At 58.6% G+C, this 19,757-nt stretch carries 15 protein-coding genes; 13 read left to right on the top strand and 2 right to left on the bottom strand.

Annotated elements, in window-relative coordinates:
* Positions 1 to 34: 34 nt before the first annotated feature.
* Positions 35 to 1,681 (top strand): phosphoglucomutase (alpha-D-glucose-1,6-bisphosphate-dependent), encoded by a 1,647-nt coding sequence (pgm, locus tag ACIOWA_RS02495; RefSeq protein WP_339464231.1) that lies wholly within the window; start codon positions 35 to 37, stop codon positions 1,679 to 1,681.
* A 74-nt stretch (positions 1,682 to 1,755) separates the two neighbouring features.
* Here the strand turns inward: pgm and ACIOWA_RS02490 are convergent, their stop codons facing one another.
* Complete coding sequence (locus ACIOWA_RS02490; protein ID WP_339464230.1) at positions 1,756 to 2,451, bottom strand: pirin family protein; 696 nt, start codon at positions 2,449 to 2,451, stop codon at positions 1,756 to 1,758.
* Between ACIOWA_RS02490 and ACIOWA_RS02485 the strand changes: the two genes are divergently transcribed.
* Entirely contained in the window at positions 2,450 to 2,587 is a 138-nt protein-coding gene (locus ACIOWA_RS02485) for a hypothetical protein (RefSeq protein ID WP_339464229.1), read from the top strand. The two genes, ACIOWA_RS02490 and ACIOWA_RS02485, sit on opposite strands and share 2 nt — an antisense overlap.
* Before the next feature lie 143 nt (positions 2,588 to 2,730).
* Positions 2,731 to 5,205, top strand: coding sequence for a UvrD-helicase domain-containing protein (locus ACIOWA_RS02480; protein ID WP_401157991.1), 2,475 nt, complete (start codon positions 2,731 to 2,733; stop codon positions 5,203 to 5,205).
* A 60-nt stretch (positions 5,206 to 5,265) separates the two neighbouring features.
* Here ACIOWA_RS02480 and ACIOWA_RS02475 read toward each other — a convergent pair whose 3' ends face one another.
* A complete protein-coding gene (locus ACIOWA_RS02475) occupies positions 5,266 to 5,538 on the bottom strand; it encodes a DUF1652 domain-containing protein (RefSeq protein ID WP_339464310.1) in 273 nt (90 codons plus the stop codon).
* A gap of 263 nt (positions 5,539 to 5,801) precedes the next feature.
* Between ACIOWA_RS02475 and ACIOWA_RS02470 the strand changes: the two genes are divergently transcribed.
* The 10 genes from ACIOWA_RS02470 (at position 5,802) to ACIOWA_RS02425 (ending at position 19,734) form a co-directional block, all read left to right on the top strand.
* Positions 5,802 to 6,617: a helix-turn-helix domain-containing protein gene (locus ACIOWA_RS02470; protein ID WP_401157989.1), complete on the top strand. Its 816-nt coding sequence runs from the start codon at positions 5,802 to 5,804 to the stop codon at positions 6,615 to 6,617.
* Between the two features lie 52 nt (positions 6,618 to 6,669).
* On the top strand, positions 6,670 to 8,076 hold the full coding sequence (locus ACIOWA_RS02465; protein WP_339464225.1) for an FAD-dependent oxidoreductase: 1,407 nt from the start codon (positions 6,670 to 6,672) through the stop codon (positions 8,074 to 8,076).
* 30 nt (positions 8,077 to 8,106) lie between these two features.
* Positions 8,107 to 8,451 carry a cupin domain-containing protein gene (locus tag ACIOWA_RS02460; protein WP_401157987.1) on the top strand — a complete coding sequence of 115 codons (345 nt, stop codon included), beginning with the start codon at positions 8,107 to 8,109 and terminating at the stop codon, positions 8,449 to 8,451.
* A 55-nt stretch (positions 8,452 to 8,506) separates the two neighbouring features.
* Positions 8,507 to 9,592: a polyamine ABC transporter substrate-binding protein gene (locus tag ACIOWA_RS02455; protein ID WP_339538913.1), complete on the top strand. Its 1,086-nt coding sequence runs from the start codon at positions 8,507 to 8,509 to the stop codon at positions 9,590 to 9,592.
* Between the two features lie 458 nt (positions 9,593 to 10,050).
* Entirely contained in the window at positions 10,051 to 11,517 is a 1,467-nt protein-coding gene (locus ACIOWA_RS02450) for a serralysin family metalloprotease (protein ID WP_339494489.1), read from the top strand.
* 93 nt (positions 11,518 to 11,610) lie between these two features.
* Positions 11,611 to 12,033 carry an AprI/Inh family metalloprotease inhibitor gene (locus ACIOWA_RS02445; RefSeq protein ID WP_339464221.1) on the top strand — a complete coding sequence of 141 codons (423 nt, stop codon included), beginning with the start codon at positions 11,611 to 11,613 and terminating at the stop codon, positions 12,031 to 12,033.
* A gap of 179 nt (positions 12,034 to 12,212) precedes the next feature.
* Positions 12,213 to 13,991 carry a type I secretion system permease/ATPase gene (locus tag ACIOWA_RS02440; RefSeq protein ID WP_339538915.1) on the top strand — a complete coding sequence of 593 codons (1,779 nt, stop codon included), beginning with the start codon at positions 12,213 to 12,215 and terminating at the stop codon, positions 13,989 to 13,991.
* Complete coding sequence (locus tag ACIOWA_RS02435) at positions 13,988 to 15,337, top strand: HlyD family type I secretion periplasmic adaptor subunit (RefSeq protein WP_339464218.1); 1,350 nt, start codon at positions 13,988 to 13,990, stop codon at positions 15,335 to 15,337. Before ACIOWA_RS02440 ends, ACIOWA_RS02435 begins: the two co-directional genes overlap by 4 nt.
* A gap of 2 nt (positions 15,338 to 15,339) precedes the next feature.
* Positions 15,340 to 16,701: a TolC family outer membrane protein gene (locus ACIOWA_RS02430; RefSeq protein ID WP_339464217.1), complete on the top strand. Its 1,362-nt coding sequence runs from the start codon at positions 15,340 to 15,342 to the stop codon at positions 16,699 to 16,701.
* An 81-nt stretch (positions 16,702 to 16,782) separates the two neighbouring features.
* A complete protein-coding gene (locus ACIOWA_RS02425) occupies positions 16,783 to 19,734 on the top strand; it encodes an autotransporter domain-containing protein (protein WP_401157983.1) in 2,952 nt (983 codons plus the stop codon).
* The last annotated feature ends 23 nt before the right edge of the window (positions 19,735 to 19,757 follow it).

Raw genomic sequence — 19,757 nt, 5'->3', positions numbered from 1 at the left:
CTATTTCTGAACCACTCTATTCCAGAGGTTTTGCATGACTCTCAGTCCTTTTGCGGGCAAACCGGCACCGGCAGAATTGTTGGTCGATATCCCGCGACTGGTGACGGCTTATTACACCGGCCAGCCTGACGCTTCCATTTCAACGCAACGCGTGGCGTTCGGCACCTCTGGTCACCGGGGCAGTTCCTTCGATTTGAGTTTCAACGAATGGCATGTTCTGGCCATCAGTCAGGCGATCTGCCTTTACCGCGAGGCTCAAGGGATTACCGGTCCGCTGTTTGTCGGTATCGATACTCATGCACTGTCGACCCCGGCCGGGGCCAGCGCGCTGGAAGTACTGGCGGCCAATGGTGTGACAGTAATGATCGCCGAAGGTGATGAATACACGCCGACGCCTGCCATCTCCCACGCCATTCTCTGCTACAACCGTGGCCGCACCTCGGGCCTGGCCGACGGCATCGTCATTACGCCGTCGCACAACCCGCCACAAAGCGGTGGCTACAAATACAACCCAACCAACGGCGGCCCGGCCGACACCCACATCACCAAGTGGATCGAAGCCAAGGCTAACGAACTGCTGGTCAATAAACTGGCTGGCGTTAAACGGATCAGCTACGAGCAGGCGCTCAAGGCCAGCACCACTCACCGTCACGACTACGTAAACAGCTACGTGGCCGATCTGATCAACGTGATCGATTTCGATGCGATTCGTGATGCCAGGCTGCATCTGGGCGTCGATCCGTTGGGCGGAGCAGGGGTGCGCTACTGGTCGGCCATCGCCGAGCACTATCGTCTGGACCTGGAGGTGGTGAACAAGGAAGTCGATCCGACGTTCCGTTTCATGACCGTTGACTGGGACGGCCAGATTCGCATGGACCCATCGTCCAGCTACGCGATGCAGGGATTGATTGGCCTCAAAGATCGTTTCGACGTGGCGTTTGCCTGCGATCCTGATCACGATCGCCATGGCATCGTGACGCCATCTGGTGGTTTGCTCGCGCCGAACAATTATCTGGCGGTGTCCATCGATTACCTGTTCCAGAACCGTGCGCACTGGCGTGCCGATGCCGCCGTGGGTAAAACCGTGGTCAGCAGTGGTCTGATCGATCGCGTCGCCAAGCGCCTGGGTCGACGTCTGTACGAAGTGCCGGTCGGTTTCAAATGGTTCGCTGAGGGGCTGTTCGATGGTTCGTTGGGTTTTGGTGGCGAGGAGAGCGCCGGCGCATCGTTCCTGCGCAAGGACGGTGGCGTTTGGAGCACCGACAAGGACGGCCTGATCCCGGCATTGCTTGCCGCGGAAATGACTGCTCGCAACGGTCGCGATCCAGGTCAGGCTTACAACGCGCTAACCGCCGAACTGGGTGAACCGTTCTCTGTGCGCGTTGACGCCAAGGCCAATCCCGAACAGAAAGCCCTGCTGAGCAAGCTGTCGCCTGCGCAGGTCACTTCGACCGAGTTGGCCGGCGAGAAGATCCAGAGCATCCTCAGTCACGCGCCGGGCAACGATCAGGCCATTGGCGGTCTGAAAGTCATGACCGAAAACGGCTGGTTCGCAGCACGTCCGTCGGGCACTGAAGATATCTACAAAATCTACGCCGAAAGCTTCATTGGCGATGATCACTTAAAGCAGTTGGTGGCCGAAGCGCAGACCTTGGTCGATGGTGCCATTTCCAGCCAGTAGGGCTCGATAAACGCGAAGCCTAAAAAAGGGGCAGCCGTCATGGCTGCCCCTTTTTTGTTTGCTGAATCAAGCAATCAAGCCAAATCCACCAATACGATTTCACTGTCTTCGATCGCCGTAACCGTCAGCACCTGCTCCTGTGCAATCGCTACACCGTCTCGAGCTTGTGCACGCAAGCCGTTGACTTCAATCACGCCGGTGGCCGGAACCAGATAAGCCCGGCGCCCTTCATCAAGGTGATACTCGGCGGTTTCACCGGCCTTGATATTGGCGGCGACCAAGCGAGCATCGGCGCGAATTCGCAGGCTCTGGTCGTCACCGTCCTTGCCGCTTGCCAAGGTCACGAAGCCTTCGCGATGCCCTTTCGGGAACGGTTTCGCACCCCACGACGGCGCAGCGCCGGTTTCGGTCGGCAGAATCCAGATCTGGAAGATTTTGGTGTCCTTTGCTTCCAGGTTGTACTCACTGTGCGCGATGCCGGTGCCGGCGCTCATCACTTGCACATCGCCCGCTTCGGTGCGGCCCTTGTTGCCCAGATTGTCCTGGTGGGTAATCGCACCTTCACGCACATAGGTGATGATTTCCATGTCGCGGTGGGGGTGTTGCGGGAACCCGGTGCCGGCGGCAATCACGTCGTCGTTCCAGACCCGCAAATTGCCCCAGTTCATGCGCTGTGGATCGTAGTATTCGGCGAACGAAAAATGGTGATGGGCATCCAGCCAGCCATGATGGGCGCCGCCCAGCGAGCTGAAAGGTCTGAGTTCAAGCATGATCGTCTCCTCAAAAAAGGTTCGTCACGGGGCGCTGTGTCCGCACCCGGCACAAGACCGGTGGTTTATGACGGCGATCATCTATCAGGAAGGTATCGATAAAAAGCGTAAAAAATGCGGCATCAGCATCGAATAACTTGATGAAAGACCACGTCGAAACTGTCTCCCGCCACTTTCAATTCATCACCTAAACCAATGAGCTGTAAGCATTTCGCTAGAACTCAACAGCAAATACAGACACCATAGCCGCCAACCGCCTTACCCACTGGAGCCCTTCGCGTGGCGCAACACACCCCCGATCTTCCTCCCGAACTTCGTCCATTGGCCGAGATGCCCTGGTTCAAGCGTCTTGCTGCGCGTTTCTTCGGCCATGGCTTGACCCGTCTGCGCGCCCAGCATCGGGCATCGTGGTTGCACGGCCAGGCTGACGGTTTTCGCAGTGGTCACACCGCAGGCGTCGAGTACGGCTATAAAGAGGGCAAGCTCGATGGGCTGGAGGAAGGTCGGCAGGTCTTGCTGATTCGCGACAGTCGCAGCACCGAGCATCGCCCGCCGGGTGTCGATAATCACTTGTTCGATGACTGGCGCCTGCCGTTGACGGCCGAGCTGAAGAAACGCATGAAGGCTGATGTCGCGTGTCTGCTGCCAGCACATGCCCAGCCGAGTGCTGCGCAGTGGAAGATGATTTTCAGCGATACGCCTTCGACTTCCGTGGTTGCCGGTGCCGGCGCGGGCAAGTCGACCACGCTGGTGTTGCGTATTGTGTTGCTGACGCATTACCTGGGTTTTGAGCTCGATTCGATGACCGTGGTGACGTTCACCCGCGAGTCGCGCAAAGACTTCATCAATAAACTGATCGAGTTGTTTGCGCTCTGGGGTCAGGCTTTGGGCCTGAAGCAGGCACGAGAGTTGGTGCGAACCTTTCATTCGCGAATCCTGCCGATGGTGCGCAGCCTGCCGGGTTTCGAGCGTTTGCAGGCATTTGAGAACCTTAGTCATCGGGCTCCGGGCGCTGACGAGGAGGTCGACAGCAATCCGTTCGACCTGCGCATCAACGACGCCCAGCGCCAACAACTCAATGCCTGCTACCACCGCTTGGTCACTCAGGACGAGCGATTCCGTCAGCTAATCCAGCCGATGGCCAAGGCAGGCATGCAGCTCAAGGAGCTGGAGCGCGATCACCCGGATGTACAAAAACGCATGGCCGTCACCGAACTGGCGGCCAAGCGGGATGAAGAACTCTGTGATGCCATTGAAGATTTGTGGTTTCGCGCTGGCGCCTGGCCTATCCAAGGGGTCGAACCGAATCGCCAGACCTTCGAAATCAACGGTTCGACATTCCATTGCCATGGCTATATCCCCAGCCTTGATGCCTGGGTGGTTCTGGGTTTTGACCCACGGGAAGATGCGCAGCTCAGCCGGCCAAACGCTAAGCTTTCCATACGCGCAGAGTGGGCGGTAAAACGCACCCTGTTTCAAGCATTCTGTCGTAAGCCATTGATATGGCTAGATACTTACGAGTCATCAAGGCGTGTTCTCGCCACTTTGGCTGGTGATGCCAGCGCCGGACCGGGCTTCGATTACAAGGTCAAAGGCGAACTGGCCTCCGCGCCACTGCTCGACTGCTTCGTGTCGGCAGCAGGCTTCATCGAGAACCTGGGTCTGGATGTGCCAGACGCTGTCGCTCGCATGAGTTTTGCCAAGGATGATCCGGACCGGTTTTTCTTCGAGGCGCTAAGCCTGTTCTGGCGGGCATTCGAAGACCATCTGCTCGATCAAAAGCCACCGATCATGACCTACAACCGTATGTTTGCGCTGTTCAGCGAGCACTCGCCGGAAAACCTCAAACTACTCAGCGATGAGTTACTGCGGCCGATGTCGCACCTGATGATCGATGAATTTCAGGACGTTTCGCCGCAGATCGTTTCGTGGATTCGCGCCAGCCTCGGCGAAATACGCAGTCGGGGGCCGGCCATGCATGTCGGACGCGGTGCGCAGCGTTCGTCGCTGCTGTGTGTGGGCGATGATTGGCAGTCGATCTACGGCTGGCGCGGCAGTTCGCCGAGTTATTTCATGGCGTTCAACCAGGAGTTCCCGTCGCCGAGCACCACCCGGGTCATGCTCAGTGACAACTATCGCAGTCATCAACACATTATCGATGCGGCTGAACACATCGTTCGTGCCGCCCCGGCCATTCCCGGCAAGAAGGCCAAGGCCAGCGGTGAGCCCAAGGCACTGCAGCCGGTCAACGTGCTGGAACGCGACGATCAGGCCTTGGGTCAGCGCCTCGCCGAACACTATCGTCAGGGGCATTCGATCTTGATGCTTTATCGAAAAAGTAGCGATAAGTCATTGATTGAAGAGCATATTTGCTCAGTAGTTAATGTTGATTCGAGCTTGCCGTACGAAGCGCGGCGCTTGAAACAACTGACCTATCACAGCGCCAAAGGCTTGCAGGCCGATGCGGTGTTTTTGCTCGGTGACTGTCAGCACTTGACCAGTTCGCCCTACAAGAATCAGGTCTACCGCATGGCTGGACTGGGTAAAAGCGGCGACAACGAGCCTTACGACAGCGCGCAGAAAGATGAAATCCTGCGCCTGGCGTACGTCGGTATCACCCGAGCGGTGAGTCATTGCTACTGGTATGTCGAACCGCAGGAAGCGCAAGCAGTGAACATGCCCCGGGCGTCCGACCGGATCGCCAAGGGCAAGCCGTTCTTCGTTGATCACCGTGCGGCAAGGCAAAGCGCCTGAAAGTATCATCCACAAAAAAGCCCGTAACAATACGGGCTTTTTTTGTTTTAAATCATAAGTTTATGCGTAATTCCTAAAAGACTCTGGAGGAATGAAAGCTTCCAGCTCATCCTCCACAGCCTCGATAATTCGCTCGACATCCGCCGCATTCATCACCGTGGCACAAGGAATGCCGGCGATGGCGATCATGGTTTCGCCGCTGGCACGATCAAACAGACGGGCGATCATGCTGCCCGGCGCATCCATCGTTGCCTCGAAACCCATGGGATGAAAATGCCAGCGCATCAGCTGGCATGCATTGGGGAACGTGACTTTGCTTGAACTTGTATTCATGTGTTGCCCGCCTTCTTCATCGAGCGCTTCCTTTTGCTCATGTGAGGTGGGAAGAGCCTTCATTGGCTCAACCGGTGATTGACATTAAAAGTAGCATCCTGATGTGAAACTACTGTGAGATTTTTCAGTTCATTTTGCGATTGCTTCGCATTTTTTGATGTAAGTCACGGCCTACGCAATCGTCGCCAAAATGCCACTATGGATTAATCATTGATGCGCGTGGCGATCTTGGGCAAGCTCGAATCTTTTTCGCCGAGCCTAATATGCACGCCGACGATGACGGCCCCGAACAGACCCAGGCCACAGCCGCGACGGTCATGCGTTACCACTTGAGCTGGAGACACCGCGATCTGGACAGTGTCATGGCGCTGTACCATCCAGAGATCCAATACAACGATTTCTTCCAGAACCGTGCGCTCAGCCTCGATGACTTGCGTGAGTACGTGCGCGTGAGCATGCCGCGAGAATCCGACGAAACCCTTGAGCATTGCGACCGCATCCGCGTCGATGGCAACACGGCGTTCATTCAATACGAAGTGACCCTGCGCGGCGGTGACGGCCTGGTGTCGTTCCGCTCCAGCGAAGCCATCACGGTCAAGGACGGGCTGATCTGGCGCGTCAACGAATACGCTTCACTTGTGCGTGCGCAGGCCAGCAACAAGGCTGCGCCGAATCAGCGGCCAGCGGTCAGTCGGCTGGGCCTTTCGCCGCGACAGCTGAGTTTTATGGCCGAAGACCTGCAGCAATACTTCGAGCGTCAGCAGCCATACCTTGATCCACAACTCGACTTGCAGCGTGTGGCGAAGGAGTGTGGGTACAGCCGCAATCAGATTTCCTATTTGCTCAATCAAGTCCTTGGTCAAAGCTTCTATCGATACGTCAACCAGGCGCGGCTGCAGCATTTGCTCAAATCTCTGGACGATGCGGCCCAACCTCTGCGCATTGACGAAATGGCGTTCGCTGCCGGATTCAATTCAATATCGGCGTTTTATAGCTGTTTCCGCCAGCACACCGGTCAGTCACCCAAGGCTTACGCCAAACAAATTTCTTTGCGGACACGCGCGCAAGACTTCGGCTGAGCAAGCGCACTAGGATCGACGCCATCGAAGGTTTTCAGTGGCGGAGTCTTGCATGCCGGCGTGGCGCACTATCAGTTTGTGGATGGATCAACTCGATGAGCCGCTGACCGCGCGGCCGGAGCTGACACAGGACCTTGATGTCGACGTGGCGATCATCGGCGCCGGTTACACGGGGCTGTGGACGGCGTACTACCTGAAGAAACACGCACCCGACCTCGACATTGCAATCGTCGAGGCGCAAACCGCCGGTTTTGGAGCGTCTGGCCGTAATGGTGGCTGGCTGATGGGTAATTTGCTGGGTGAGGAGCGCTTGCTCGCCGGGCTGTCACCGCAGCAGCGTCGCGCTTCGTATGATCTGCTGCACGCCATCCCCGACGAGGTCGAAGTTGTCATCGAACGTGAGGGCATTGACTGCGATTATCGTAAGGGCGGTGTGTTGTATTGCGCTGCACGTTATCCAGAGCAGGAAGCGTCTCTGCGTGAATACCTGGCCAAGCTGCACGCACAAGGCCTGACCGACGACGATTACCGCTGGCTCAGCCCCGAGCAACTGGCGCAACAGATCCGTGTCGCCAAGCCTTATGGCGGCATTTACGCCCCCCACGTGGCGACCCTGCACCCGGCGAAACTGGTTCGGGGGCTGGCGCGTACCGTGGAAAACATGGGTGTGAAGATCTTCGAAAACAGCCCGGTCACACATTGGCAGTCGGGCAGCTTGCGCACCGCCAAGGCGAGCGTACGCAGTCGCTGGATCGTGCCGGCGGTTGAAGGTTATTCGGTGACATTGCCGCCCTTGGGTCGCTATCAGTTGCCGGTGCAAAGCCTGATTGTCGCCACCGAGCCGCTGTCCGCTGCCACTTGGGACGAAATCGGCCTCAATCGCGGCCAGGCCTTCAGCGAGTTCAGCCGCCAAGTCACCTACGGCCAGCGCAGCGCCGATAACCGCTTGGTTTTCGGCGCCCGCGGCGGCTATCAGTTTGCCGGCAAGCTGCGCCACAACTTTGACCTGACCCGCGATGAAGTTGAACTGCGCCGATATCTGTTCGGCGAACTGTTCCCACAACTGAAAAACGTGCAGATCACCCACGCGTGGGGCGGCAATCTCGGCATGTCCCGGCAATTCAAACCGCACATGCTCTGCGATCGGGCCAACGGTATCGCGCTGTCCGGCGGCTATGGCGGGGAGGGCGTCGGTGCCAGCCACCTCGGTGGTCGCACCCTGGCGGATCTGATTCTGGAGCGTGACAGCGAACTGGTTAACCAGCCGTGGGTGTTGCCCGATGGCGGGATTCACGCGCTGCGCGCCTGGGAGCCAGAGCCGTGCCGCTGGCTGGGCTACAACGCGATCATCAAGAGTTTCGTCCACGAAGACCAGACCCTGGCCAACCCGGCGACGGCGCCCTGGCGGCGCAAACTTGCCAGCCAAGTGGCGGGCTTCATGGAAGGTTTCATGCACTAAACGTTGTTTATTCACAAGACAGGTAACGCCATGAGCATCACCCAGTTTAAAAACACCGCCTCGCTGAAGCTGGACGAATCCAGCCCGGTGGCCGTGCCCCTCGGCGAGCCGATCGCCATCGCTTCGACCACCAGCATCGAGCGCGACGATGGCGTTGAAACCGGCGTCTGGGAATGTACACCCGGCCGTTGGCGCCGGCAGATCACCGCTCAGGAGTTCTGCCATTTCATCTCCGGCCGCTGCACGTTCACCCCGGACGACGGTGGTGAAACCCTGCACATACAAGGTGGCGACGCACTGATGTTGCCGGCCAACACGCTCGGTATCTGGGATATCCAGGAAACCGTGCGCAAGAGCTACGTGCTGATTTTCTGATTGTTTGATCCTTTGATTGCCTGCCAACAACAATAGCCTCTACAGGAATCGACTCATGATCCAGAAAACCCTCGCCTTGGCGCCGCTGTTGCTGGCTGCCTCCATCAGTCATGCCGCCGAAACGGTCAAGGTTTACAACTGGTCCGATTACATCGCGCCGGCCACCACCAGGAATTTCGAGAAAGAGACAGGCGTTGGCGTCACCTATGACGTCTACGACAGCAACGAAACCCTCGACGGCAAGTTGATGACCGGACAATCGGGGTACGACGTAGTGTTTCCTTCCAACCACTTCATGGCCCGGCAAATTCAGGGCGGCGCGCTAAAGAAGCTCGACAAGAGCCAGTTGCCAAACTGGAAGAACCTCAACCCGGTGCTGCTCAAAGCCTTGCAGACCAACGACCCGGGTAACGAGCACGGCTTCCCGTATCTGTGGGGCAGCACCGGCATCGGCTATAACGTTGCCAAGGTCAAAGCGGTGTTGGGCGACAATGCGCCCGTGGATTCCTGGGACCTGATCTTCAAACCGCAGTACATGGAAAAGCTGCAAAAGTGCGGCGTGGCGATACTCGACAACGGCCCGGAGCTGCTGCCGGCGGCGCTCAATTACCTGGGCCTGCCGCCCCACAGCAAGAACCCCGAGGATTACAAGAAGGCCGAAGCTTTGTTAATGAAGGTTCGGCCCTACATCAGCTACTTTCATTCCTCCAAGTACACCAGCGATTTGGCTAACGGCAACATTTGCGTAGCGGTTGGCTTCTCCGGCGACATTCTGCAAGCACAAAACCGTGCCAAGGAAGCGAAGAACGGCATCGATATCGGTTATGCGATTCCCAGGGAAGGCGCCGCCATCTGGTTCGACATGGTCGCCATGCCGGTCGATGCGCCCGACGAGAAGGCCGGTTACGCGTTCATGAATTACCTGCTGCGTCCGGACGTGATGGCCGGCATCAGTAATTACGTGCACTACGCCAACGGCAACGAGCAGGCCGACAGCCTGATCGATCCGGCGATCAAGAACGACACCAAGGTCTATCCGAGTCCGCAGATGATGGGGAAATTGTTTGCGCTTGAGGCTATGCCGCTGAACATCGACCGGATTCGTACGCGGGTGTGGAACAAGATCCGTACCGGTAGCTGATCCCGCAACAACCGTGGGGGCGGATTTGCTCGTGAAGGCGTCGTGTCAGGCAATGCGCTGGCTAACTGCCCATCGCTTTGGCGAGCAAACCCACTGCCACCTTTGTTTTCATTGTCTGTTTATTGATTGATAGCCATACACTGGCATCGCACTAATAAAGTGCATGAAAATGCGACGTGCCTAACAAAACGCAACTTACCTTTATTTAATATTTAAATAGAAAATCGTCAGACAATTAGGCTAAACCCAGCCGTTTAGAACATTCTTTTATCGCCGTGCGCATTGTTTACGGGAGTTTTCCGGAACAGTTCAATTTGATCTCAAAAAAAGGCTTTACGTTAGATTTCAAATTGTGTCAGGTTTCTTACGCCTTCATTGGGCGAGTGATAGGACGATCTCGCCAGAGATTGTCGCTATCGGACAAAAACTGTTCCATTGCTAAACAAGGAAGTGTGTTTATGTCGAAAGTTAAAGCTAATGCTATTGATACCGCCGAACAGGCTTTCCAGTTGTTCGCAGCGCCACAACCGCTGGCCGCAGCCAGTTCGGCGTATAACCAGATCAATAGCTTCAGCCATCAATATGATCGTGGCGGCAACCTCACGGTCAATGGCAAACCCTCCTTCTCCGTCGATCAGGCCGCCACTCAGTTGCTGCGCGACGGCGCTGCCTACCAGGACAAGGATGGCAGCGGCAAGATCGAACTCACCTACACGTTCCTGACATCGGCATCGTCCAGCACGATGTACAAGCACGGGATCAGCGGGTTCAGCAAGTTCAGTGCTCAACAGCAAACCCAGGCCAAGCTCGCCATGCAATCCTGGGCCGATGTGGCCAATGTCACCTTCACCGAGAAAGCCTCGGGCGGCGATGGCCACATGACCTTCGGTAACTACAGCGGGGGCCAGGATGGCGCTGCGGCGTTCGCTTATCTGCCAGGCACCGGCGCCGGTTATGACGGCACGTCGTGGTACCTGATCAACAGTGGCTACACGCAAAACAAGACGCCGGATCTGAACAACTACGGGCGCCAGACCCTGACGCACGAAATCGGCCATACCCTGGGCCTGGCTCACCCTGGCGACTACAACGCCGGCAATGGCAACCCGACCTACAATGACGCGACCTACGGGCAAGACACCCGCGGCTACAGCGTCATGAGTTACTGGAGCGAGAGCAATACCAGCCAGAACTTCAGCAAGGGCGGGGTGGAAGCCTATTCCTCCGGGCCGTTGATGGACGATATCGCTGCGATCCAGAAGCTCTATGGCGCCAACATGAATACCCGTACCGGTGACACCACCTACGGCTTCAACTCCAACTCCGGTCGCGACTTCCTCAGCGCTTCGTCGTCAAGCGACAAGCTGGTGTTCTCGGTATGGGATGCGGGCGGCAAGGACACCTTCGACTTCTCGGGTTTCACCCAGAACCAGAAGATCAACCTCAATGAGGCTTCGTTCTCCGACGTTGGCGGCCTGGTGGGCAACGTGTCCATCGCCAAAGGTGTCACCATCGAGAACGCCATCGGCGGTTCGGGCAATGACCTGCTGATCGGTAACAGTGCGGCCAACGAGCTCAAGGGCGGTGCCGGCAACGACATCCTCTACGGGGCCGGTGGCGCCGACAAGCTGTGGGGCGGTGCAGGTTCTGACACCTTTGTGTTTGCGGCCAGCTCCGATTCCAGGCCGGGTGCAATTGATCAGATCCTCGATTTCGTCAGTGGTCTGGACAAAATCGACCTGACCGGTATCACCGGTGGCTCGGGCCTGCACTTCGTCAACTACTTCACCGGTTCGGCGGGTGATGCAGTGCTGACGTCGTCGGGTGGCAACAGCCTGTTGTCGGTGGACTTCTCCGGGCACGGCGTGGCGGACTTCCAGGTCAGCACCGTTGGCCAGGCAGCGATCAGCGACATCGTGGCGTGATGTGAACCAAGAGGGCGGCGCTTGATGCGCCGCTTTCTTCGCTTGCATCGTCTAGGCTGGTACGCAAGGCTACACGCCGGAGTGAAGTTTCCTATGAGTCGAAAGGTTTTTACCTACATAACGGTGGCGTGGCTGGTGGCGACGCTGATGATGATTTCAGGAGAAACAAGCATGGCAAGCAGCCTCAGACTCGAAGATCCCTCGCAATTGGCCGGCCAATGGCAGGCGACCCTGACCGCTCGCAATGACGCCCCGGACGCGCAAAAACTTCAGGACAAACCATCGAATACTTGTGTCATCGACCTGCAATCGAATCAGACCGTTGGCAACGGTGCCGACTGTTTGGCTGCCTGGATAGAAGACACGCCCATGGGCTGGTTCCCCGAGCCGGACGGTATCTCGATTACCGGCAAGGAAGGCTCAAGAATCGTGTTTTTCAGCCGACAACGTGAAGGGCTCTATTCAAGTCATTTGAAGTCGGGTCTGATCATCACTTTTGAACGTGTAGTGCAATAAGCGTCGAGACGGCCAGTTGGATATAAGGTGATGCTTAATCGTTATAGGTCGGCCGACGTGAAAGCCGAAGTTGTTATTGAATTGTAATGGGCACTTGCAAGTTGTCTTGCGCCGGCGAACAGAAGACTAATTCAAACCTCGCCAAAGTTCGGTGAGATCAAACATTTCAGGAATAATCAATGAAGATGGCGAAGGCCCCAGCCACCGCGCCCTTATTCAAGGCCTTGGGCGACTACAAAAGTATTCTGATCAGTGTCGGTTGCTTTACCGCGCTGATTAACGTGCTGATGCTGGTGCCCTCTATCTATATGCTCCAGGTCTATGACCGGGTGCTGTCGTCGCAGAACGAAACCACCCTGGCGATGCTGTCGCTGATGGTTGTTGGTTTCTTCGCCTTTATCGGCCTGCTGGAAGTGGTGCGCAGCTTCATCGTGATCCGCATTGGCAGCCAACTGGAGCGCCGATTCAATTTGCGGGTTTATCAGGCGGCGTTCGAACGCAACCTGTTCAAGGGCGAGGGCAACGCAGGCCAATCGCTGGGCGACTTGACCCACATTCGCCAATTCGTTACCGGGCCTGCGCTGTTCGCGTTTTTCGACGCGCCGTGGTTCCCGGTGTATCTGTTCGTGATTTACCTGTTCAACGTCTGGCTCGGTGTGCTCGCCACAGCGGGTGCGTTGTTGCTGATCGCTTTGGCGTGCCTCAACGAATACATGACCAAAAAGCCGTTGGGCGACGCCGCCGGTTTTTCGCAAAAATCCAGCCAGCTAGCCACCAGCCACCTGCACAACGCCGAAACCATTCAGGCGATGGGCATGCTCGGTTCACTGCGCAAGCGCTGGTTCCGGGTGCATTCGCGCTTCCTCGGCTTGCAGAATCAGGCCAGCGACACCGGCGCGGTGATCAGCTCGCTGAGTAAAACCCTGCGCCTGTGCCTGCAATCGTTGGTGCTGGGCCTTGGTGCATTGCTGGTAATCAAGGGCGACATGACCGCCGGGATGATGATTGCCGGCTCGATTCTGATGGGCCGCGTGCTGAGCCCGATCGACCAGTTGATCGCCGTGTGGAAACAATGGAGCGGGGCGAAGCTGGCTTACCGTCGCCTCGATGCATTGCTGCAAGCCTTCCCGCCGAGCGATGACGCGATGGCCCTGCCGGCACCGAAAGGCCAGATTACCTTCGAGCAAGTCAGCGCCGGCCCGCCGGGGCAACGCACTGCGACCTTGCACATGGTCAATTTCAATCTGGAGGCCGGCGAAGTGCTCGGCGTGCTGGGGGCTTCCGGCTCCGGCAAGTCGACGCTGGCCCGTCTGCTGGTCGGTGTCTGGCCGACTCTGGGGGGCACCGTGCGCCTGGATGGCGCGGATATTCATCGCTGGAATCGCGACCAACTCGGCCCGTACATCGGCTATCTGCCGCAAGACATCGAGCTGTTCAGCGGCAGCATCGCCGAGAATATTGCGCGTTTCAGTGACGCTGATCCGCAGAAAGTCGTGGCCGCCGCGCAACAGGCCGGCGTCCACGAAATGATCCTGCGTCTGCCACAAGGCTACGACACGCAACTGGGTGAGGACGGCAGCGGCTTGTCCGGTGGTCAGAAGCAGCGAGTGGCATTGGCGCGCGCCCTCTATGGCACGCCAAGCCTGGTGGTGCTGGATGAACCCAACTCCAACCTCGACACCGTCGGCGAAGCGGCATTGGCCAGTGCCATTGCACAACTCAAGGCGCAAGGCACGACGGTGGTGCTGGTGACGCATCGTTCTTCAGTGCTGGCCCAGGCTGACAAGTTGCTGGTGCTCAACGAAGGCCGCCTGCAAGCCTTCGGCCCTAGCCAGGACGTGCTCAAGGCGCTGTCTGGTGCGGCCAATGAACAACAACGCGAGAAACCTGCGCAAGCACCGGGCGGGCTCAGTATGAGTCGGCAGTACCAGCCTTCGACAAGGAACTCGGGTGTATGAGCAGTGCCAGCATGAACACAGAAAACGAAGCGAACATGGAACACGCCTACATCACCGAGCGCCCGGAGCGCGATGCGAAATTCTTCGCGCGCATGGGCTGGATTCTGGCGATTGTCGGTGCCGGCAGTTTTTTTACGTGGGCCGCATTGGCGCCGCTTGATCAAGGCATTCCGGTGCAGGGCACTGTGGTGGTCTCAGGCAAACGCAAAGCGGTGCAGTCGATGAGCAGCGGTGTGGTCAGCCGCATTCTGGTGCGCGAAGGCGAGAGCGTGAAGCAAGGCCAGCCGCTGTTTCGTCTCGATCAGACGCAAGTGGCGGCTGACGTGCAATCGCTGCAAGCCCAGTACCGCATGGCGTGGGCGAGCCTGGCGCGCTGGCAGGCCGAGCGTGACAACCTCAAGCAAGTGATCTTCCCGGCTGAACTGAGCAACGACCCGGACCCGCGCCTGGCGTTGGTGCTGGAGGGGCAGCGCCAACTGTTCAGCAGCCGTCGCGAAGCGTTTTCCCGCGAGCAAGCCGGATTGCGCGCCAGCATTGAAGGGGCGACCTCGCAACTGGCCGGCATGCGCCGTGCACGCACCGATCTGAATGCACAGGCCAATTCCCTGCAACAACAACTCAGTAACCTGCAGCCGCTCGCGGACAACGGTTACATCCCGCGCAACCGCTTGATGGAGTACCAGCGCCAACTGTCGCAAGTGCAGCAGCAACTGGCAGAAAACGCCGGCGAAAGCGGTCGTGTGGAGCAGGGCATACTCGAATCGCGCCTCAAGCTGCAACAGCACAGCGAGGAGTATCAGAAGGAAGTCCGCACGCAACTGGCCGACGCGCAACTCAAAAGCGTGACCCTGTCCGAGCAACTGATCTCCGCCGGTTTCGACTTGCAACACAGCGAAATTCTTGCAACCGCCGATGGCGTGGCGGTCAATCTTGGCGTGCACACCGAAGGCGCTGTGGTGCGGCAGGGCGAAACGCTGCTGGAGATCGTCCCGCAAGGCACGACGCTGGAAGTGGAAGGGCATTTGCCGATCAACCTGATCGACAAGGTCGGCCCTCATTTGCCGGTGGACATCCTGTTTACCGCGTTCAACCAGAGTAAAACCCCGCGGGTGCCGGGTGAGGTCAGCCTGATTTCCGCCGACCAGATGGTCGATGAGAAAACCGGTGTGCCGTATTACGTGCTGCGCAGTAGTGTCAGCGATCAGGCCATGGAAAAACTCAACGGTCTGGTGATCAAGCCTGGCATGCCGGCAGAAATGTTCGTGCGCACGGGCGAGCGCTCACTTCTCAACTATCTGTTCAAACCGCTGCTCGACCGGGCCGGCTCCGCGTTGACCGAGGAATAAGGATGTTCGGCTGTATGAATAAGCTTTCCATACTGACGGCCGCGTTCGCGCTGCTGGCGGGCAACAGTGCACTGGCGGCCATGGGGCCATTCGAGATTTACGAGCAGGCGCTGCGCAATGATCCAGTGTTCCTGGGGGCGATCAAGGAGCGCGACGCGGGCCTTGAGAACCGCGCCATTGGTCGCGCCGGGCTGTTGCCCAAAATCGGTTACAACTACAACAAGGGCCACAATACCTCGAAGGTCACGCAAATTAATGAGCGCGGCAACTATACCGAGAACCGCAACTACAACAGTTACGGCTCGAGCCTGACGCTGCAACAGCCGTTGCTGGATTACGAAGCGTATGCGGCCTATCGCAAAGGTGTTGCGCAGTCGCTGTTTGCCGACGCGAATTTTCGCGGCAGGAGCCAGGAACTGCTGGTGCGGGTGTTGGATAACTACACCAAAGCCTTGTTTGCTCAGGATCAGATCGACATTGCTCAGGCCAAGAAGAAGGCCTATGAGCAGCAATTCCAGCAAAACGAGCACATGTTCAAGCAGGGCGAGGGCACGCGCACCGACATTCTGGAAGCCGAGTCGCGCTATGAACTGGCGACCGCCGAGGAAATCGAGGCGCACAACGAGCAGGACGCCGCGTTGCGTGAGTTGGGGGCGCTGGTCGGTGTGCCAGCCGTGGACATCAGCGATCTGGCGCCACTGGATCAGAGTTTCCAGACCTTTGCGCTGCAACCTGCCAATTACGACACGTGGCACGAACTGGCAATCAGCAACAATCCGAACCTGGCCTCGCAACGTCAGGCAGTCGAAGTGGCGCGCTATGAAGTGGAACGTAATCGCGCCGGGCATCTGCCCAAGGTCAGCGCGTACGCGACGGTGCGCCAGAACGAATCGGAAAGCGGCAACACGTACAACCAGCGCTATGACACCAACACCATTGGTTTTGAAGTGAGCGTGCCTTTGTACGCGGGTGGTGGCGTGTCGGCCTCGACACGTCAGGCCAGCCGTACCATGGAGCAGGCCGAATACGAACTCGATGGCAAGACTCGCGAAACGCTGATCGAACTGCGTCGCCAATTCAACGCCTGCCTGTCAGGGGTGAATAAATTGCGTGCTTATCAAAAGGCGCTGACCTCGGCCGAAGCGCTGGTGTTGTCGACCAAGCAGAGCATTCTCGGCGGTGAACGGACCAATCTGGATGCGTTGAACGCTGAGCAACAACTGTTTACCACCCGCCGCGATCTGGCGCAGGCGCGGTACGACTATTTGATGGCCTGGACCAAATTGCACTACTACGCCGGCACCTTGAGCGAGCAGGATCTGGCTCGGGTGGATGAGGCGTTTGTTGTTGCTCATCAGCCCTGACCGTCAGGGAAAGCGCTGAGTGAGGGCCTCAAGCAACACCGCAGAAGAATCTGCATAAAACAATAAAAGTGAGTCGTGAACATGGACGTACACATCAAGCCGGCAGCGGTCGGCACGCTGTTGCTCGCTGTTTCTATCGCTCAGGCCCAGGCGCAATACCTGGAACCTGGTAGACCCGGCGATCCCGCCAGTTGGCGTAGTGCCGAATTCCAGCGCGACTGGGGCCTTGAGCGCATGCAGGCCGATCAAGCCTACGCCACCGGCATTACCGGCAAGGGCGTCAAGATTGGCGCGCTCGATTCCGGTTTCGATGCTGCCCATCCCGAGTTTGCCCCTGACCGTTATCACCCGGTGCAGGCTAACGGCAGTTACATCGACGGCGCACTGTTCAGCATCGACGGCAACGTCAACCCCAACAACGACGCCCATGGCACCCACGTCGTCGGCACCATGGGCGCGGCCCGTGATGGCGCGGGCATGCACGGCTTGGCTTACAACGCGCAAATCTACGTCGGCAACACCAACAAGAACGACCGTTTCCTGTTTGGCCCCAATCCTGATCCGCGCTATTTCAAAGCGGTTTATGACGCTTTGGCCGATGCCGGCGTGCGGGCGATCAACAACAGTTGGGGCAGCCAGCCGCCGGATGTCAGTTACCGCACACTCGCCGATTTGCAGGCGGCCTACGCCCAACACTTCAACAAAGGCACCTGGCTCGACGCGGCTGCCGACGTCTCGCGACGCGGGGTGATCAACGTCTTCAGCGCGGGCAACAGTGGCTATCCGAACGCCAGCGTGCGCTCGACGTTGCCGTACTTTCAGCCGGATCTTGAAGGTCATTGGCTGGCGGTGTCGGGCCTGGATCAAAGCAATCAGCAGAAGTACAACCAGTGCGGCGTCGCCAAATTCTGGTGCATTACCACGCCGGGGGCGAAGGTCGACAGCACCGTTCCCGGCGGCGGTTACGCGATCAAGTCCGGCACCTCGATGTCGGCGCCACACGCGACCGGGGCACTGGCGCTGGTGATGGAACGTTACCCGTACATGAACAATCAGCAGGCGCTCGAAACGCTGCTGACCACCGCCACGCAACTCGATGGTTCAGTGACCGATGCGCCCAGCGAGCGAGTCGGTTGGGGGGTGGCCAACCTGAACCGGGCGATGCACGGGCCGGGGCAGTTGCTCGGCACGTTCGACGTCAGCCTGGCGGGCGGACAGAGCGATGTGTGGAGCAACGACATCTCCGACAAGGCATTGATTCAGCGCCAACGCGAAGACCTTGCCGAACACAGTGCCTGGCAGCAAACCTTGCGGGACAAGGGCTGGCAGAACGGTGTCGGGGCCAATGTCAGTCAACAGGATCTAACCGATTACGCGGTGGGCAGCGCTCGCGACGCTGCAGCAGCGGGGCGGACGTATCAAGGCAGCCTGATCAAGTCCGGCGCCGGGCGTTTGATCCTCACCGGGGAAAACACTTATCGCGGTGCCACCACGATCAACGGCGGCTTGCTGACGGTCAACGGGTCGCTGACGTCAGCCGTCACCGTGAACGACAGCGGCACGCTTGGCGGTTCCGGCCGGGTCGGTTCATTGACCGCCAACAGCGGTGGCCGGGTGGCGCCGGGCAATTCCATCGGCACCTTGAACGTGGCCGGCGATGTCAATTTCGCACCGGGTTCGACGTATGCCGTTGAACTGTCGCCCACCAGCAGCGACCGTATCGTTGCCGGCGGTACCGCGACCGTCAGCGGCGCAACCGTCAGCCTGTCACTGGAAAACAGCCCCACCTTGCTCAGTACCGCCGAGGCGCAAAGCCTGCTCGGGCGCCAGTACACCATCCTGCAAGCGGCCGGTGGCATTGAGGGCCAGTTCGGCGCTGTGCTGCCGAACTATCTGTTTATCGGCGCCAGCCTCGACTACGCCGCCAGTGGTATTGAACTCAACGTCGAACGCAACGCGAACACGTTTGCCAGCGTCGGCCAAACGCCGAATCAACGTGCGGTGGCCGCTGCAATCGAAGGCTTGGGCGCCGGCAACTCGGTTTACGAAAGTGTGCTGCTGTCGCCAGACGCGGCTGTCGCGCAACACGCCTTCCAGCAACTGAGCGGCGAAATCTACCCGGCCCTCGGTTCGGCGCTGATCAACGACAGCCGCCCGTTGCGCGATGCGGTGGCCGAGCGTTTACGTGGTCCCCGCGCTGCGCAAAACAATGGCTGGCTCAAAGGCCTCGGCGCATGGGGTAGCACCGATTCGAGTCATGACACGGCGGGTTACAGCACGTCGATTGGCGGTCTTCTGGCCGGTGTCGACGGCGCGCTGGACGAGCAGACCCGCATCGGTCTGGTCACCGGTTACAGCGACAGCTCGCTTGGCATGGGTTCGGGCACGCATTCCTCGGCCAAGGTCGACAGCTATCACCTGGGTGCCTACGCCGGACATGACATTGGTGCCTGGCGCTTGAGCACCGGCGCGGCCTACAGCTGGCATCGCGCCGATGTGAAGCGTGATTTGCAGTACGGCAACGTCAGCGCCAAACAGAAAGCCAAGGTGGAGGCGAGCACCGCCCAAGTGTTTGGCGAGGCAGCTTATCGATTGGCCCAGCAGCCACTCGCGCTGGAGCCGTTTGCCAATCTGGCCTACGTGCATCTGGACAGCGAGGGTTTTACCGAGAAGGGCGCTGGTGCCGCGCTGAAAAGCTCGGGCGATCAGCGTGACGCGGTGCTGAGCACGCTCGGCGTGCGGACGATCAAGACCTTCAATCTGTCGGCTCAGCAGACACTGGATGTAAGCGGCCACCTCGGCTGGCAACACAGCCTGAACGACATCGAATCCGAGCAACACCTGCGCTTTGCCAGCGGGGGCACGCCTTACTCGGTGGAGAGTTCGGCGCTGGTACGCGATGCCGCGCTGGTCGGCGTGCAAGCGAGCCTGGTGCTGAGCCGCGATGTACGGGTGAATTTTGATTACAGCGCACAACTGGCCAATCGCGAGAAGAGCCACGGCGTCGGCGTGAGTCTGAACTGGCTGTTTTGAACAAACGGATTTTTCGCAACATC

This window comes from Pseudomonas sp. NPDC087614 (genome assembly GCF_044743485.1).
Classification (GTDB): domain Bacteria; phylum Pseudomonadota; class Gammaproteobacteria; order Pseudomonadales; family Pseudomonadaceae; genus Aquipseudomonas; species Aquipseudomonas baetica_A.
Note: the sequence above shows the minus strand (reverse complement) of the source record. Positions and strands in the feature narration are given on the sequence as shown.

Coding starts and splice junctions, on each gene's coding strand:
- ACIOWA_RS02445 (WP_339464221.1), top strand. CDS start 11,611: ATGAGTCGAAAGGTTTTTACCTACATAACGGTGGCGTGGCTGGTGGCG.
- ACIOWA_RS02460 (WP_401157987.1), top strand. CDS start 8,107: ATGAGCATCACCCAGTTTAAAAACACCGCCTCGCTGAAGCTGGACGAA.
- ACIOWA_RS02440 (WP_339538915.1), top strand. CDS start 12,213: ATGAAGATGGCGAAGGCCCCAGCCACCGCGCCCTTATTCAAGGCCTTG.
- ACIOWA_RS02455 (WP_339538913.1), top strand. CDS start 8,507: ATGATCCAGAAAACCCTCGCCTTGGCGCCGCTGTTGCTGGCTGCCTCC.
- ACIOWA_RS02450 (WP_339494489.1), top strand. CDS start 10,051: ATGTCGAAAGTTAAAGCTAATGCTATTGATACCGCCGAACAGGCTTTC.
- ACIOWA_RS02490 (WP_339464230.1), bottom strand. CDS start 2,451: ATGCTTGAACTCAGACCTTTCAGCTCGCTGGGCGGCGCCCATCATGGC.
- pgm (WP_339464231.1), top strand. CDS start 35: ATGACTCTCAGTCCTTTTGCGGGCAAACCGGCACCGGCAGAATTGTTG.
- ACIOWA_RS02430 (WP_339464217.1), top strand. CDS start 15,340: ATGTTCGGCTGTATGAATAAGCTTTCCATACTGACGGCCGCGTTCGCG.
- ACIOWA_RS02485 (WP_339464229.1), top strand. CDS start 2,450: ATGATCGTCTCCTCAAAAAAGGTTCGTCACGGGGCGCTGTGTCCGCAC.
- ACIOWA_RS02435 (WP_339464218.1), top strand. CDS start 13,988: ATGAGCAGTGCCAGCATGAACACAGAAAACGAAGCGAACATGGAACAC.
- ACIOWA_RS02465 (WP_339464225.1), top strand. CDS start 6,670: ATGCCGGCGTGGCGCACTATCAGTTTGTGGATGGATCAACTCGATGAG.
- ACIOWA_RS02475 (WP_339464310.1), bottom strand. CDS start 5,538: ATGAATACAAGTTCAAGCAAAGTCACGTTCCCCAATGCATGCCAGCTG.
- ACIOWA_RS02425 (WP_401157983.1), top strand. CDS start 16,783: ATGGACGTACACATCAAGCCGGCAGCGGTCGGCACGCTGTTGCTCGCT.
- ACIOWA_RS02470 (WP_401157989.1), top strand. CDS start 5,802: ATGCACGCCGACGATGACGGCCCCGAACAGACCCAGGCCACAGCCGCG.